This is a genomic window from Leptolyngbya sp. 'hensonii', from assembly GCF_001939115.1.
GTDB lineage: Bacteria > Cyanobacteriota > Cyanobacteriia.
Genome location: NZ_MQTZ01000041.1, coordinates 81,486 through 95,564 on the forward strand (window position 1 = coordinate 81,486; position 14,079 = coordinate 95,564).

General features: G+C 51.0%; 17 protein-coding genes. 9 read left to right on the plus strand and 8 right to left on the minus strand.

The window, feature by feature from the left end:
• Positions 1-4: 4 nt before the first annotated feature.
• Positions 5-562, plus strand: coding sequence for a ComEA family DNA-binding protein (locus BST81_RS12285; RefSeq protein WP_075598797.1), 558 nt, complete (start codon positions 5-7; stop codon positions 560-562).
• 11 nt (positions 563-573) lie between these two features.
• Here the strand turns inward: BST81_RS12285 and lepB are convergent, their stop codons facing one another.
• Genes lepB through BST81_RS12305 form a run of 4 tightly spaced genes read right to left on the minus strand, consistent with a single transcriptional unit; the run spans position 574 to position 3,951 of the window.
• The gene (gene lepB, locus BST81_RS12290) at positions 574-1,179 is read right to left on the minus strand and encodes a signal peptidase I (RefSeq protein WP_083636826.1); all 606 of its coding nucleotides are present in this window, start codon (positions 1,177-1,179) and stop codon (positions 574-576) included.
• Between the two features lie 48 nt (positions 1,180-1,227).
• The gene (locus BST81_RS12295) at positions 1,228-1,872 is read right to left on the minus strand and encodes a hypothetical protein (RefSeq protein ID WP_075598798.1); all 645 of its coding nucleotides are present in this window, start codon (positions 1,870-1,872) and stop codon (positions 1,228-1,230) included.
• Between the two features lie 4 nt (positions 1,873-1,876).
• Positions 1,877-2,239 (minus strand): hypothetical protein, encoded by a 363-nt coding sequence (locus tag BST81_RS12300; protein WP_075598799.1) that lies wholly within the window; start codon positions 2,237-2,239, stop codon positions 1,877-1,879.
• Positions 2,240-2,298: 59 nt separating this feature from the next.
• Positions 2,299-3,951: a metallophosphoesterase family protein gene (locus BST81_RS12305; RefSeq protein ID WP_075599139.1), complete on the minus strand. Its 1,653-nt coding sequence runs from the start codon at positions 3,949-3,951 to the stop codon at positions 2,299-2,301.
• 437 nt (positions 3,952-4,388) lie between these two features.
• On the opposite strand from BST81_RS12305, the gene BST81_RS12310 reads away from it, so the two are divergent.
• On the plus strand, positions 4,389-4,679 hold the full coding sequence (locus tag BST81_RS12310; protein ID WP_075598800.1) for a tetratricopeptide repeat protein: 291 nt from the start codon (positions 4,389-4,391) through the stop codon (positions 4,677-4,679).
• A gap of 163 nt (positions 4,680-4,842) precedes the next feature.
• Here the strand turns inward: BST81_RS12310 and map are convergent, their stop codons facing one another.
• Both map and phoU read right to left on the minus strand, forming a co-directional pair.
• Positions 4,843-5,622, minus strand: a complete 780-nt coding sequence (gene map / locus BST81_RS12315; RefSeq protein ID WP_075598801.1) for a type I methionyl aminopeptidase — start codon at positions 5,620-5,622, stop codon at positions 4,843-4,845.
• Between the two features lie 132 nt (positions 5,623-5,754).
• On the minus strand, positions 5,755-6,423 hold the full coding sequence (gene phoU, locus BST81_RS12320; RefSeq protein ID WP_075598802.1) for a phosphate signaling complex protein PhoU: 669 nt from the start codon (positions 6,421-6,423) through the stop codon (positions 5,755-5,757).
• A 214-nt stretch (positions 6,424-6,637) separates the two neighbouring features.
• Here phoU and psaM point away from each other — a divergent pair, with 214 nt between their 5' ends.
• The 6 genes from psaM to BST81_RS12350 all read left to right on the plus strand — a co-directional run bounded on the left by psaM (position 6,638) and on the right by BST81_RS12350 (position 11,794).
• Positions 6,638-6,733, plus strand: coding sequence for a photosystem I reaction center subunit XII (psaM, locus tag BST81_RS12325; protein ID WP_075598803.1), 96 nt, complete (start codon positions 6,638-6,640; stop codon positions 6,731-6,733).
• 287 nt (positions 6,734-7,020) lie between these two features.
• Positions 7,021-7,431: a hypothetical protein gene (locus BST81_RS27515; RefSeq protein WP_075598804.1), complete on the plus strand. Its 411-nt coding sequence runs from the start codon at positions 7,021-7,023 to the stop codon at positions 7,429-7,431.
• A 116-nt stretch (positions 7,432-7,547) separates the two neighbouring features.
• Complete coding sequence (locus tag BST81_RS12335; RefSeq protein WP_075598805.1) at positions 7,548-8,015, plus strand: hypothetical protein; 468 nt, start codon at positions 7,548-7,550, stop codon at positions 8,013-8,015.
• A gap of 97 nt (positions 8,016-8,112) precedes the next feature.
• Entirely contained in the window at positions 8,113-8,676 is a 564-nt protein-coding gene (gene def / locus BST81_RS12340) for a peptide deformylase (protein ID WP_075598806.1), read from the plus strand.
• A 20-nt stretch (positions 8,677-8,696) separates the two neighbouring features.
• Positions 8,697-8,894 carry a hypothetical protein gene (locus BST81_RS12345; RefSeq protein ID WP_075599140.1) on the plus strand — a complete coding sequence of 66 codons (198 nt, stop codon included), beginning with the start codon at positions 8,697-8,699 and terminating at the stop codon, positions 8,892-8,894.
• A gap of 17 nt (positions 8,895-8,911) precedes the next feature.
• A complete protein-coding gene (locus tag BST81_RS12350; RefSeq protein WP_075598807.1) occupies positions 8,912-11,794 on the plus strand; it encodes a UPF0182 family protein in 2,883 nt (960 codons plus the stop codon).
• Between the two features lie 6 nt (positions 11,795-11,800).
• Here BST81_RS12350 and BST81_RS12355 read toward each other — a convergent pair whose 3' ends face one another.
• Positions 11,801-12,127 (minus strand): carbon dioxide-concentrating mechanism protein CcmK, encoded by a 327-nt coding sequence (locus BST81_RS12355; RefSeq protein WP_075598808.1) that lies wholly within the window; start codon positions 12,125-12,127, stop codon positions 11,801-11,803.
• 276 nt (positions 12,128-12,403) lie between these two features.
• Between BST81_RS12355 and BST81_RS12360 the strand changes: the two genes are divergently transcribed.
• Positions 12,404-13,039: a 2OG-Fe(II) oxygenase gene (locus BST81_RS12360; protein ID WP_075598809.1), complete on the plus strand. Its 636-nt coding sequence runs from the start codon at positions 12,404-12,406 to the stop codon at positions 13,037-13,039.
• Between the two features lie 9 nt (positions 13,040-13,048).
• Here BST81_RS12360 and BST81_RS12365 read toward each other — a convergent pair whose 3' ends face one another.
• Positions 13,049-14,071, minus strand: a complete 1,023-nt coding sequence (locus tag BST81_RS12365) for a dihydroorotate dehydrogenase-like protein (protein WP_075598810.1) — start codon at positions 14,069-14,071, stop codon at positions 13,049-13,051.
• Positions 14,072-14,079: the final 8 nt, after the last annotated feature.

Consider the following 14,079-nt stretch of genomic DNA (forward strand, 5'->3'; position numbering starts at 1 on the left):
AGGCATGTCGTTACTGAACTGGTTATCTTCCATTGCCCAATCCAGCCTGAATCCAGATTTCCAGGCGATCAAAGCGCGCATTCTCAGTACACCCTACTATCGCCTGCAATCGGCAACAGAGATCCAGGTCGCTGCAACCCTGGGGATCAGAATTGATGTCAATCGGGCTTCTGTGGATGACTGGCTGCGGATTCCAGGCATTTCTATTCACCAGGCCAGATCGCTGGTAGACCTGACCCAGACCGGTGTACAGTTCTGTGGCCCGGAGGATGTGGCTGCAGCTCTGGGACTGCCAGAGCAATGGCTGAGGCCGGCAATTCCGATTCTGCAGTTCTGTTACTACGATGCGGCCAGTCTGGAGACGATCGGGCGTGTGAACCCAAGCACAGCTCCGTTGGAAGACCTGAAGCGGATTCCTGGTCTGGCCTCCTCGTTGGCCGTTGCGATCGGGCGCGATCGGCAAATCAACGGTCCCTATCACGACCTGGCTGATCTGCAAAGACGCCTCTCGCTCCCAGGGGAACTGATTTCCCAGTTGATGCACTATCTGCGATTTCAGTGACCTCTGAACCCCTAAATCGAGCCCATTCGGGAGATGGGCCAGAAGCGAAAACTTGCGTGGCCGATCACATTTGGAATGGGCAAGAACCCCCAAACATGGGAATCGTTACTGTTATTGCGGTTATCCCCCATAACAAACAGGTGGTTCTCAGGAACTGTCAGAAGCTTCGTCTCGTAAGCTGGAGCTTCGGCAATATAGGGTTCCTGCAGGGCAGTTCCATCCACGTACACCTTTCCCCCCTTAACCTGCACAGTTTGCCCCGGCAGAGCAATCACCCGTTTGATGAATGCTTGATCCCGATCGAACCCCTGCTTCTGTAATTGAATCGGCGGATCAAAGACGATGATATCGCCGAACTGGGGGGGATGAAATCGGTAGGAAATCTTTTCCACTACCAGACGATCTCGGACCTCCAGGGTGGGCACCATGGAATCTGAGGGGATAAACCGGGGCTCAGCAATGAAAAAGCGAATGACCAGAGCCAGGATCAGAGCGATCGCCAGAATCTGGATATTCTCCAAAAGCGCCTTCCCTACGCTTTTGGCTTCAGCGGGATGCAGGTTAGAAGGGAGTGCTTCAGGGGTTTGAGGGCTGGGAGATGGGTTTTCAGAAGTCATTCGTTTGTAACTTGTAGCAGGTTTCGGATATAGCTCTAAAATTTCATGTTATTGAAACTTGGGACCAAACCAAATCTCAAGGTGCTTGGCCGCAGACTTATCGGGAATAAACTGGGGAATTACTTTATCCCTGACCTCCAGGCCTGTCAGGATCTTGACCACATTTTCCGCTTTTGCCCTGTCTGTCTTACGAAAATATCTAACTTGAGAATTTGCAGGTCCCCTGGCAACCACTTCTGGTTTTGGAATAATGTACCCCTTCTCCTGAAGTTCCTTACTGATCAATTCGGCGGCCTTGAGCTGTGATGGACTCTGAATCTGAAGATAAATGAGAGGAGCTTGATTCTCCAGTCCGGGAACTGAATTATAGGCATTTTTAACATATTCCTGCGGTACCCCTACAATGACCTGATCCAGGCCAGCTTTCCGCTGTTCTAGTTGATTGATTTGCTGTTCCAGTTGATTAATCTGTTTAATTTTCTGGTCGATTTTCTGGTCTAACTTGCGTGAGTCTTCCTTCTTTTCTTCCAACTCATTCTGTACACCAATGATTAAAAAACATGTAAATGCTAGATATAAAATCGCGGCGATCGTAGGCACAAGAATCGAAATAGTGGTTCGCCTGCGAGCCTTTTTTTGACTGGCTTCCACCCGCTCGACCAGAGATTGAATTTCATCCGGTGAAAAAGACATGACCTTAACCAGAGACTGTTTTCTCAATCAGCTTCAAAAACATTTCTTTGAGCCGCTTCTGTTCTTCTGCATCGATCGCAGTCGGATTCTGTTGAAGGGACTGTAATAGGGGACGAGCCGCTTCTAAATTTCTGGCTTTTTCTCTCCGGTCTAAGATTTCTTTGCCAGGAATAAAGCCCAATCCCCCGAAAATACTACCGCCCAGAACCCCTGCTAATTCTTTGAGATCGCCATTGATAATGATGGGCAAACCCTTAAAAGCAGCAATTGCGAGTATGACATGCACAAGTACCGCTAGGGCCATTTCCTGAGCTGCCTTGTGGTGATTCTTAATTAACTGATTTAGAAAAGTCTCGTTGGCCAGCATGTACTTCTCTAAAAAATTGCTGCGATCGTCACTTCAATCTAAACCGAGTATACCGGCATCTAAAGCCTGAATTCGTCAAATTTGACCCCGGCGGATTCTGGTTTACGAGTATCGAAATAGTAGCTGCTAATTGTGCCCGTCCCGGTGTCCAAAATGCTGAAGGCTGTGATGTCATTGCTGGCGATATAGGGCAAGGATTGGCCTGCGTCCAGCAAAGGCGCGATCGTGGGGACGATCGGGTCTAGCCCGTTAGGATTACCCGTCTCCGCATAGTCCTTCCCAGCAGGCACTTTCCGCTTCAAGGTTCCCACGTAAGCCCCATAGGAGTTACCCACATTGGAGGTTTCCAGAAAGTGGGTTCCTCGGGGACTGATAAAGCGATTCCAGAGGTGGGAATGGCCATAGAAGACCAGTTGCACCCCGGCCTCCTCCAGCAGAGGGACCACATCGCGCACCAGGTAATCAGCGGACTGGGGATATTCATACCGAATGGCATGGATATCCCCCCTATCGTCCCGATCGATCACCTGCACCGGGTCCGTATAGGCTGGAACTACATTTTCCCCCAGGGAGTGAGGGGGATGATGGAACATGACAATCCGATATTTTGCCTGCTGGAACTCAGGTCGCTGTAACTCTTGCTGCAGCCAGTTGTACTGGGCACTACCGGGTCCGATCGCCTCAAAGATATGCTGCCCATAACCCCAATCCAGGGGATTCTCCACATCCCGTTCCCGATACTTACCGCGCACCCCCGCCGCCAGACTGGGAGAGCGCCAGATGTTCGTGGCATAGAGCACAATCAGCCGCACATCCCCAAAAGTAACGGCATAGTATTGCTTGCCACCGGGACTATCTTCCGGCAGGGTAAAGATTTCTTCGTAAGTGTCGGTGTTAAAGGAGTAGTCTTTCCAGCCCTGCGGCTTTAGGGTCAGTGTCGGGTGAGCCTGCTGTGCGGCCCATCGGGGAACCGGATCGCCAAATTGATCATTCAGGCTGCTGTGCTCAGAAAAGCGGCCCATCACCTCATGGTTCCCGATCGCAGGAAACAACGGGGCCGATTGAATCAAATCCCCACCCCGATAGACGGTGATTGTTCCCGCTTTCTCCAGTTTGAAACTGGCCTGGCCCTGCAGCACCGGGAAAAAGGCATTCCCCCGATCGTCGTCAAACCATTCCGAGGCCCGATCAGGTACATTCACCAGATCCCCGGCAAAGAAAACCGCATCGACAGGACCGATCGTCTCCTTCACCTTCTGCAAGTTGGCCGCCACCAGAGGCTTCAGTTGATGATCGGAAGTTAGCAGGATCTTCAGGGGCATCCCTGGCTCTGGGGCTGCTGCCAGAGAAAACGGGTCACTCCTGGCTATTTTCCCATCCTGCCGCTGACTCTCGACGCGATAGGGAAGACGCTGTCCCGATCGTAATCCCTCCACAATCGCTTCGTGCCGCCAGATCGAGCGGGGAGTTGTTCGTTGAATCAGGGTGGGGAGTTTAGAATGCTGGTCTTCCCGGGTGCGGCTCAGCTTTGTGGTTGTCGCTGGGACAGACTGCTCCAAATTTTCCCCATAAACCACCCAATGTTTTGATCCCGCAAACTCGGTAAACCAGACAACCCGCACCGAAGTCGCTGAGGGTAATTGTAGAAAGGGCTGGGTTAACAACTCAGGTGGAACTGAAGTAGCATCAGTAATCTGAGGTAAGTCATGCATAACCAGAAGGAATAAAATAACACCCACACCGATCGCAACAAGTTGAAGCGATTTAAGTACTCTGCCCATCCCTATTCTGTGCATTTTGAGGGCCAGATGATGAAACACCAGTCTATCTGAATCTTTCTGATCTCAGATTTTATGCACTGAGATAGTTTCTATCCATCTAATTTTGGGCCATGGGAGTCCACACAGCAACCTTGCTTCTCTGGAAGACTGGCCTGGCGCGAACAGAATTGAGAAGGTTTAAAATTGCCATTCTAAAGTTTTTTAAATAACTCATCTATATTTATTTATGAATAATTTACGCCTATTCACAAATAGCCTTTTATTGTTTAAGTTATCCTTCAAATTCCCATTTTGTTTTCTAGTACTCTTTCTCAGTTTTTAGATTGTTATAACTTTTCTTTGAATTGACTCGAAAGGCAGGAAAAGTTATGAGCGTCATCGACACCGTCGTAAGTGCTGAAAATCTTCTCAAAGAAGGGGATGTAAGAGCTGAACAGGGGGACTATATTGGGGCGGTAGCAGCCTACACTCAGGCACTCCGACTCAATCCTGACTATGCTAAAGCCTATGGCAATCGGGGATTAGTTCATACCCATATTGGGGAGCGTCGATCGGCCATTCAGGACTACCGCAAAGCCGCTGAACTTTTCATTGCCCAGGGAAGTATTGCCAATTATCAGATGATGATGGGGCTGCTGAGACGAGAGGAGCAGCAATAAGTACAGAATGTATCTTTTGTAACTCAAGAAAAACCCTCGATCCTGTGATCGAGGGTTTCATAATCAGGGTGCATCTACCATCCACTTATTCCGTACAGATGAAGCTGATCAGGAAGATTTTTAAAATTTGGCTGAACAATTTCCGTAATTTCCGTAAAACCCATCAAGCCAAAACCGTTGCTTCCAGAGAGGTCAGGATTTCGACCCCTTCTTCCGTGACAGCGATCGTATGCTCAAACTGAGCTGACAGCTTGCGATCTCGGGTGATAGCAGTCCATTTGTCTTTGAGGACCTTGACTTCATGGGTCCCCTCATTAATCATGGGTTCGATCGTGAAGACCATGCCCGGTCGCAACTTTAACCCTGTCCCTCGTTTGCCATAGTGGGGGACCTGGGGAGCGGTATGAAAGATATGGCTGATGCCATGGCCGACAAAATCGCGCACAACCGAGAAGCCCTGGGGTTCAGCGTAGTTTTGGATGGCTGCCCCAATATCCCCAATCCTCGCTCCTGGTTTCACTTCTGCGATCCCCAAATAGAGGCACTTTTCTGTAACTTCTACCAACCGTTGCGCCGTTGGGGAAGGCTGCCCGACCAAAAAGGTCTTTGATGTATCGCCATGGTATCCATCCAGAATCAAGGTCACATCGACGTTGATAATGTCGCCAGTTCTGAGAATTTGCTTGGCATTCGGAATACCGTGGCAGACTACTTCGTTCACACTGGTGCAGATCGACTTGGGGTAGCCATGATACCCGAGGGGAGCGCTTTTCGCCCCATGAGCCTGGGTCCAGCGCTCAGCTTCATCATTAATTTCTAGGGTGGAGACCCCTGGCTGTACCATGGGCTCCAGGTGATGGAGTAATTCTGCGGCGAGGCGACCCGCCCGACGCATCTTGTCCAGCTCTCGACGAGATAAAAGCGTAACAACTTCTTGTTCCATAAGTTCCCATTCTACCGTGGTCTTCTGACCTGGGCAGCTACATACCGTGATCAACCCGATCGTGATAGAAACATTGCACCCAACAGAGGGATGTCAGACTGGTTTCAGAGCAAGCAGACACAATCATTCAGACTAACGCTGACCCGTTACAATAAAGGCAACGCGCTTACCAATATTCGTTGCATGGTCTGCCATTCGCTCCAAATAGCGGATAACCAGAACCAATAGAACGATCGGCTCCACAGATCCTTGAATATCTGTGTGATGAACCAGCCAATTGTATAAAGCTTCGTAGTCAGAGTCTACTGCATCATCCCTATCCCTCACCTCCAGCCCAGATTTGGCATCCAGATCAGATAGGGCCTGAAGGCTCATGGCTAACATAGCCTGACAGCGATTGAGCATGAGTTGGACCCGATCGATACAACCGTGGGTCGGATAGGGGAAAAGAATAACGGCGATCTCTGCCAGATCTTCTGCATAATCTCCAATCCGCTCCAGGTCTCGCACTAATTGCATCATGGCGCTGAGCAGACGGATCTCTTGTGTATCCGGTGTTTGCATGGCCATGGCACTGATGCAATCCACCTCAATCTGCCGATACAACTGGTCAATTTGTTTATCCTGGGGTGGAATTTGTCTGGCCGCTTCCAGATCTCGCTCAATTAAAGCCAGGGAGGCTAATCTGCAGGATTGTTCAACAAGGGCTCCCATTCGCAAAACGTCTCGTTGAATCCGCCTCAACTTGCGGTTGAAGTCTGACCGAATAGAATCCTGACTTTCCAAAAAGGGAGTTACCACAGTAACACAAGGAGATAGGGTGGCATATGAGGAATTTTACGGACTTCCTTCTAGCTAGTTCTCAGTATAGCGGCTCCACTCTATCGGTTTAAGGTTGAGTTGAACCTCTACTGGAGGGGCTTTGTGACAACATGTAACAACTTGTTCCGGATATCTACGATTTGGCCGAAATTATTGAACTAGCATCCTATTTGAGAAAAGGGGTTAGTTAACGATGTCTTTATCAGATGGTCAGATCTACATGGCACTGGTGATAGCACTGATTCCGGGTATTCTTGCCTATCGTTTATCAACTGAACTGTATAAGTAGAGTCTCATCCGATATTCTATTTGTCTTTCAGCGATTCTGATAGCAGTCGGTATAGCGACTAATCGCTTTAACAGGCCATTCTTGATTTTTCAGGAATGGCTTCTATGTTTTTTAGGTTGAAGTTGCGATTTTAACTGCCAGGGGCTTTTCAACTATCCTTGAGAACAGTATTCACTGGCTTCAGATCGGGTCTTAACAAAAAGAGTAGGGATAAAAATGGCAAAAGGGATGGCAAAACCAACAAAAGCTGATAGCTTATCAGCTGTAAGACTTCTCCGTGTTCAGGTATGAGTGTTTCTCCATCCAAGCTCCCACCGATCGAGGTTGCATCACCTCAGGTTCGTTCCCATCATCGTGCGCCTCGCAACCGGCGGTTACTTTACTGGTCAGTGATTCTGGAAACAGCGCCCAAATTATTGGCTGGTATGATACTTCTTGCCGGAGCTACCTCGGCTCTCGTCAGAATGTTTCCTTACTACCAGTCCCAGCAGGAGAAACTAAGAGAATTGCAGGCAGAAGTACAAACGTTTCAGAATCGCGTGACCCAGTTGCGCGTTGATTTCGATCGATACTTTGACCCGCAACAGATGGGAACGCTGATGCAGGAGCAATCTCAAAAACTGCATCCAAAGCAACGTCGAGTCATCCTGGTAGATAAAGTCATCATTCAGATCCAGGGCTCGGCTAATTCTCCCTAGGGAACGCTGATATTCTGAATGCAACCCATCTCCTCTTTCCAATTGGTCTGCCCCTGAACGGGTATAGCCTCCTGCTATTCTGAAGAAAGACCTGCCCACTTCATCTCCCCCCATCTATGACGACTGTTGTTTTCTATCCAGATGCGCCTGATTTATCTACTGAGGATTACCTGGTTCTTGGGTTAGCCACCTGCTTTATCAAGGAAGAGGGTGAAGTCCATGAACTCCAAGTTGCAGAACCCATTCCCTCAGCAGCCTTAGAGGCGATCGTCAAGGGCATTCCCACCTCTTACCAGTGGGCAATTGGAACCAACCTGGGTAGTATATTCCCTGGGGAAAGTAGCCCCCAACTGCCCGGAGAATTTCCAGCAGGGATTCATTTGTGTGAAGAATTCCGGCAACGGGCGATCGCGGCAGCCCGGACCTATAAGAGACGCCCCTCTGCCCAGACGTTGATCCCTGCGGGAACCATGCGTCAGGATTTCAACCATTCCCTGGATCGAAAGCGAATTCTCAACTCTCAGCGTATTGTTCGCACCGAGGATAATGTGAAGCAGCATGAATATACCCACAAGGTGCTGTAACCAGGGGGGGGGATTCAGTAGCTTAATCTGGGCTAATCTTGTTAAGATAGGAAAAGCGGAATCATTCCGACATTGAGCTGAATTCGAGTAGGGCATCATGGCAACTGAGGTCGTCGTTGAGAAGAAAAAGCTGAAAAAGCCTCCGATGGAGATTCACCATTTGGGGGATAAAGTTTTGCGGCAGCCCGCCAGGCGGATCTCCCGGGTAGATGAAGAGATTCGGTTGTTGATTCGGGACATGCTACAGACTATGTATAGTGCCGATGGTATCGGTCTGGCTGCGCCTCAAGTTGCTGTTGCCAAACAGCTGATTGTGGTGGACTGCGAACCAGACAATGCAGCGACGCCACCCCTGATTCTGATTAATCCGGAAATCAAGCAAGTGAGCCGAGATATGTGCGTTGCTCAGGAAGGATGTCTCAGCATCCCTGAAGTTTATCTAGATGTGAAGCGACCCGAAGTTATTGAAGTCTCCTATAAAGACGAGTTTGGGCGGCCTCAGCGACTCACAACAGGTGGGTTACTGGCACGGGCCATTCAGCATGAGATGGATCACCTGAACGGGATCCTGTTTGTCGATCGGGTGGAAAACAGGCTAACGCTGAGTCAGGAATTGGCAAAGTATGGCTTTGCAATCAATGCAGTCAAGCCAGTTATTTGAACGTCCTCAAGGTGATATCTGTGACCCCTAAAAGTGGTGTATTTCTTACTGGCTCCTGCATTGCGGCGATCGCATCGGTTGGCTCCGTCTTTGAACTCTCCTCTGGCAACCCAGAATTGGGAACCCTTGCAACAGGGATTATCCTGGCTGTCAGCATTCCTCTGACGGGTTTCTTCTTCTACGCCGCCGTTCGAGACGCTAGAGCAAACCAGCAATAACCTCTGCCAAGGCTTCTGTGTTCTGGAAGTGGTGCTCACGACTCCTCCTGATCTTGTTTGCACTCTGGCTTATAACCCATTTAGGGGCGAGTCTAGGGGCAGAAATCCTTTGGTTTCAAGAGGTGGACTATGCTCAGGTTTTTCAGCTTAAATTGCTGACCCAGGGCATCATTGGGGCGATCGTCCTGGGCATAACGGTTCTTTACCTCCTCGCGAACCTCGCAATAGCCCGGAAGTTTCGCCACCCCCTGCCCCTCTCCTCAACCCCTGCCCCCCAGGGCATCCCACTCTGTCGCTTTCTGCCCCTGGCTGGGGCACTGGCACTGATGCCGGGACTATTGTTGCTGCATTATGGCCAGTTTGCCCTGGCCTACTGGCATCAAGATTGGACTCAAGTTTCAGTCATCCCCCAGTTACCCTCCCAGTTCAATCTCCAGGCCTTCGTCCACCTGGGCACCCAACTGCCTGAGTCAGGATGGCTGCTCCTAGCCCTGCTTGGGCTAGCGATCGCCCTGGTCCTGGCCCCCCAGACTGGGCTATCCCTGATTGGAGCAGTTTTCAGTCTGATGTTGGGGTTAATTCTGTCGGGCAACTGGGGTCGAATTCTGCAGTCTCTTCATCCGATTCCTTTCCAGATTACGGATCCGATTTTTGCCAAAGATATTAGTTTTTATATATTCACCCTACCTGTGCTAGAGCTTCTGCAGTTCTGGTGGGTGGGCCTGACTCTGTATAGTCTGATTTCCGTCATGCTGATTTACCTCCTGTCAGGAGATAGTTTCAGCCAGGGTTTCTTTCCAGGATTTTCCCAGCCCCAACAGCGCCATCTTAAGGGTCTGGTGGGCGGGCTAATGCTGGCGATCGCAGGCAGTTACTGGCTCAGTCGCAACCAGCTCCTTTACTCGGAACAGGGGGTCAGCTACGGAGCCAGCTATACCGATGTCACAGCCCAGTTGCCTGCTTACACCCTATTGAGTGGAACAGCGCTGGTGATCGCCCTAGTCTGTGTCTGGCAGGCACTGGGCTTCGATCGATCCAAACAGGCTTCCCGCCGTTTGTTGGTCATCCTCAGCCTTTACAGTGGCGTTGCCCTGCTGGCCTCAACCCTGCTGCCCATGGCTGTTCAACAACTGGTCGTCCGCCCCAATGAACTAGCACGGGAACAACCCTTTATCCAGCGCACGATCGCTCTGACCCGGCAAGCCTTCAACCTGAACAAGGCTGAGAGTACCATCTTTAATCCTGAAGGTAAGCTGACGGTGCGAGATCTGCAGGCGAATGACCTGACCATTCGCAATATTCGCCTCTGGGATCAGCGGCCTCTGCTGGAAACCAATCGTCAACTGCAGCAGATCCGCCTCTACTATCGCTTTCCGGATGCCGATCTCGATCGCTACACCTTTCAGCGCAATGACTTCAAACCCACTTTGCCTAACCCTGACTTAGAGACAGAACGGCAGCAGGTGCTCATCGCAGCCAGAGAACTGGATTATAGTGCCGTTCCTGCAGAGGCCAAAACCTGGGTCAATCAGCACCTGATCTACACCCATGGCTACGGATTCACCCTCAGTCCGGTGAACCGGGTTGGAGCGGGCGGATTGCCAGAGTATTTTGTCAAGGACATCGGGGTGGGCAGTGCTGGCAATCTGAATAGATCCAGGGAGGCCATTCGCGCCAATATCTCGACGGATAATCCCCGCATCTACTATGGGGAGCTGACCAACACCTATGTTATGACCGGAACCCAAGTTCGGGAGCTGGACTATCCCAGCGGGGAAGAGAATGTTTATAACATCTACGATGGTCGAGGAGGGATTTCCCTCAAGTCCTGGCGGCGCTGGCTCTTTGCCCGTTACCTGCAGGACTGGCAGATGCTCCTGACCCAGGACTTTCTACCAGAGACGAAACTCCTGTTCCGCCGTAATATCAACCGGCGCATCCGCGCGATCGCACCATTCCTGCGATATGACAGTGACCCATACCTGGTGGTGGCAGATGTCAGCTCTCCCCAGCAGGTAGAACCCCCAACAACCCCCAGCCATTTGTTCTGGATTGTAGATGCCTACACCACCACCACCCATTATCCCTACTCTGATCCAGGGCAGAAAGAGCTGAACTATATTCGCAACTCCGTGAAGGTGGTGGTGGATGCCTACAATGGTGCGATTGATTTCTATGTAGCCGATCCGACAGATCCGATCGTCCAGAGTTGGATGGCTATTTTCCCCAGTCTGTTCAAGCCCCTCAAGGCCATGCCAGCTTCTTTACGCAGTCATATCCGCTATCCATCGGATCTGTTTGAAATTCAGGCTCAGCAGTTAATGACGTATCACATGACCGATCCCCAGGTCTTTTACAACCGGGAGGATCAGTGGCAAATCCCCAAGGAAATTTATGGGGGACAATCCCAACTGGTGGAACCCTACTACCTGATCACCAGCCTACCCAAAGTCCCTTTTGAGGAGTTTATCCTGCTGTCGCCCTATACCCCCAACGGACGAACCAATCTGGTGGCCTGGCTGGCCGCCCGATCGGATGGGGAAAACTATGGGAAACTACTGCTCTATGAGTTTCCCAAACAAATTTTGGTGTATGGTCCAGAGCAAATCGAAGCTCGGATTAACCAGGACCCCGTGATTTCCCAGCAAATCTCCCTCTGGAACCGGCAGGGATCTCGTGCCATTCAGGGAAATTTGCTGGTGATTCCGATCGAGGAGTCCCTACTCTACGTGGAACCCATCTATCTGGAAGCGGCGGAAAACAGCCTGCCAACTCTGGTGCGGGTCGTGGTTGCCTATGAAAATCAGATTGTGATGGCAGAGAGCCTGGAGCAAGCTTTGCAGGCTATTTTCCAACCTGTGAAGCTGAATGCTCCAGCGATCGTGCGTCCAGTCGAGTAGGCAGACCTAAAACCTGAACTGTTCTACTGCAGGCCGGAAATGAATGGGGAGGGCCACTTCCACATTCTCATGGGGACGGGGAATAACCGTTGCAGACAGAAATAGGCTCTTTTCTTTCTCGCTTTGGGGGGCTACTTTCTTAGCCGCTTCCACACCCGCCTCGACGGACCGTTGCACCTCAGACACATTACCCCGAATGATAATCGTCACCCGAGCTCCACTGACCACTTCATAACCTACAAATGTTACCCGGGCAGCTTTCACCATCACATCAGCTACGGATAGGGCCGGTGGATGGCCCAAAACTTCTACCATACCAACTGCAACAGGCATTCAAAAACTCCTTATGTCGGTCCGAAACGCATACTCCTTCCTGGTTGCAACTTTACCATGGGAACAGGAAGCCCTCAGCAGAGGGAAGACATTTAAGTTACATATATTTGCCATCAGGGATTGATCATTCCCAGGGGGTATTGGGGATCTATCCCGGATAATTACCAGAAGCAACGTCCACTCAGAGCAGTATGTGCTTCTATTCAGACGGATATCCGGCCCGATCACCGATAGGATGTTAATACTGGATTTGTCCAACTCAGTCCAATTTTTCCCTTGTCTTACTACAGCCAGTATTCCCAGGTTTTTCCTCCCATTTATCTGAGTGAACTGCAGGGGCAGATTTTGACCTGTCCTTACTTTGCGGTCAATAATCTGAATCGCGATTTTGTTGGAACTAAAGGATTTTCTATCGTCTTTCGACGCTCCCATATCGGGAAGGTACAGCAGCGTTTCCCCTACCTGAATCCCTATCTGGAGCGGGTCCTGCAACCTGAATGCAATGCTTTCTACCTGAACCCTCTGCTGCTGGAACAGGGATCCCGGGTAGACCCCCACATCGATCGCTCCCTCCGCTCCTACTGCGAGGCGATCGCCCCTCCCCTGTGCGTCAGTGTGCTGTACGTCCGGATTCCTGCCGATTTAGAAGGGGGGGAACTGGTCCTGAGATCGTCCAAACGTCAGGTGGGGCAAATTCGCCCCCACCCCAACACCCTGATCTTTTTCCAGGGAGATTTGACCCATGCGGTCAATCCGGTCAAAAGTTCCGGGATGCGTCTGAGCCTCGTCTGTGAACAGTACAGTCTGGAGGAGGAGCAACTGCAGGACATTCCAGAATTTCGCCTGGAATCAAGAGCGATCAAAGCCAATTCGGAGAAACCGCAGCGCCAGAGGCGAGATCGAACCTCTTGATTCCAAAGCCTATCCCTGGGGATGGACTGGATGCCCCTCCAGGTGATAGGTCTGCACCGCCCGCATGTACTGAATTCGTTCAAACTCGCTGGGATTAGGACAGTAGAGCTGACTCATACTGCCCTGGAGTTGTTGGATCGCCGTATAGTCATTCTCCTCCAACCAGTGCCGTAACTCCCGTTCCATCTGATGCAAATGGTCGATGCCATGGCGCAACAAAGCCGCCACAATCATCGTCACCTTCGCCCCTGCCATCAACATGCGTACCACATCGACCCCGTGTTGAATCCCGCCCGTTGCTGCCAGATCTCCTGTAATCCGGCCATAGAGAATCGCAATCCAGCGCATCGGTAATCGCATATCCTGGGCCGTACTCAAGAGAACATTGGGACGAACCTCCAGTGCCTCCACATCAATGTCAGGCTGGTAGAAGCGGTTGAACAGCACCAGCCCATCCGCCCCTTCCGTGGTCAGGCGATTGGCCATATGGGCCAGGTTTGTGAAATAGGGGCTGAGCTTGACGGCCACGGGGAGAGTTACGGCAGCCTTTACCGCCTTGAGGATGTTGACATATTCCTGCTCAATCTCCGCGCTGGATTGATGTAAGCCTGTAGGGATGGCATAAATATTGAGTTCGATCGCATCGGCCCCGGCCTGCTCGATCTGGCGGGCGTAATCGGTCCATCCCCCCATGGTGGACCCATTCAGGCTGGCAATAATGGGAATATCCACCGCCTGTTTCGCCTGCCGAATATGTTCCAGGTACAGGGCTGGACCGACATGGAAGATTTCCGGTTCCGGGAAATAGGTGAGCGCTTCGGCAAAGCTTTCGGTGCCATGGTGCAAGTGGTGATGCAGATCCAGTTCATCCTGCTCAATCTGCTCCTCAAATAGAGAGTGTAGGACTACGGCAGCAGCCCCCGCATCTTCCATTCGTTTGATCTGATCAATCTGCTCCGTCAGGGGAGCTGCAGCCCCGACCACCAGGGGCGATCGCAGCGTCAGTCCCAAGTAATTTGTCGTTAAATCCATGACCTGTT

What these genes read in the sequence shown, in the direction of transcription:
- BST81_RS12355 (WP_075598808.1), bottom strand. Translation starts at nt 12,127, where the DNA reads ATGCCTGTTGCAGTTGGTATGGTAGAAGTTTTGGGCCATCCACCGGCC.
- BST81_RS12295 (WP_075598798.1), bottom strand. Translation starts at nt 1,872, where the DNA reads ATGTCTTTTTCACCGGATGAAATTCAATCTCTGGTCGAGCGGGTGGAA.
- BST81_RS12285 (WP_075598797.1), top strand. Translation starts at nt 5, where the DNA reads ATGTCGTTACTGAACTGGTTATCTTCCATTGCCCAATCCAGCCTGAAT.
- BST81_RS27515 (WP_075598804.1), top strand. Translation starts at nt 7,021, where the DNA reads ATGAGTGTTTCTCCATCCAAGCTCCCACCGATCGAGGTTGCATCACCT.
- BST81_RS12300 (WP_075598799.1), bottom strand. Translation starts at nt 2,239, where the DNA reads ATGCTGGCCAACGAGACTTTTCTAAATCAGTTAATTAAGAATCACCAC.
- lepB (WP_083636826.1), bottom strand. Translation starts at nt 1,179, where the DNA reads ATGACTTCTGAAAACCCATCTCCCAGCCCTCAAACCCCTGAAGCACTC.
- map (WP_075598801.1), bottom strand. Translation starts at nt 5,622, where the DNA reads ATGGAACAAGAAGTTGTTACGCTTTTATCTCGTCGAGAGCTGGACAAG.
- psaM (WP_075598803.1), top strand. Translation starts at nt 6,638, where the DNA reads ATGTCTTTATCAGATGGTCAGATCTACATGGCACTGGTGATAGCACTG.
- BST81_RS12305 (WP_075599139.1), bottom strand. Translation starts at nt 3,951, where the DNA reads ATGCATGACTTACCTCAGATTACTGATGCTACTTCAGTTCCACCTGAG.
- def (WP_075598806.1), top strand. Translation starts at nt 8,113, where the DNA reads ATGGCAACTGAGGTCGTCGTTGAGAAGAAAAAGCTGAAAAAGCCTCCG.
- BST81_RS12335 (WP_075598805.1), top strand. Translation starts at nt 7,548, where the DNA reads ATGACGACTGTTGTTTTCTATCCAGATGCGCCTGATTTATCTACTGAG.
- BST81_RS12365 (WP_075598810.1), bottom strand. Translation starts at nt 14,071, where the DNA reads ATGGATTTAACGACAAATTACTTGGGACTGACGCTGCGATCGCCCCTG.
- BST81_RS12310 (WP_075598800.1), top strand. Translation starts at nt 4,389, where the DNA reads ATGAGCGTCATCGACACCGTCGTAAGTGCTGAAAATCTTCTCAAAGAA.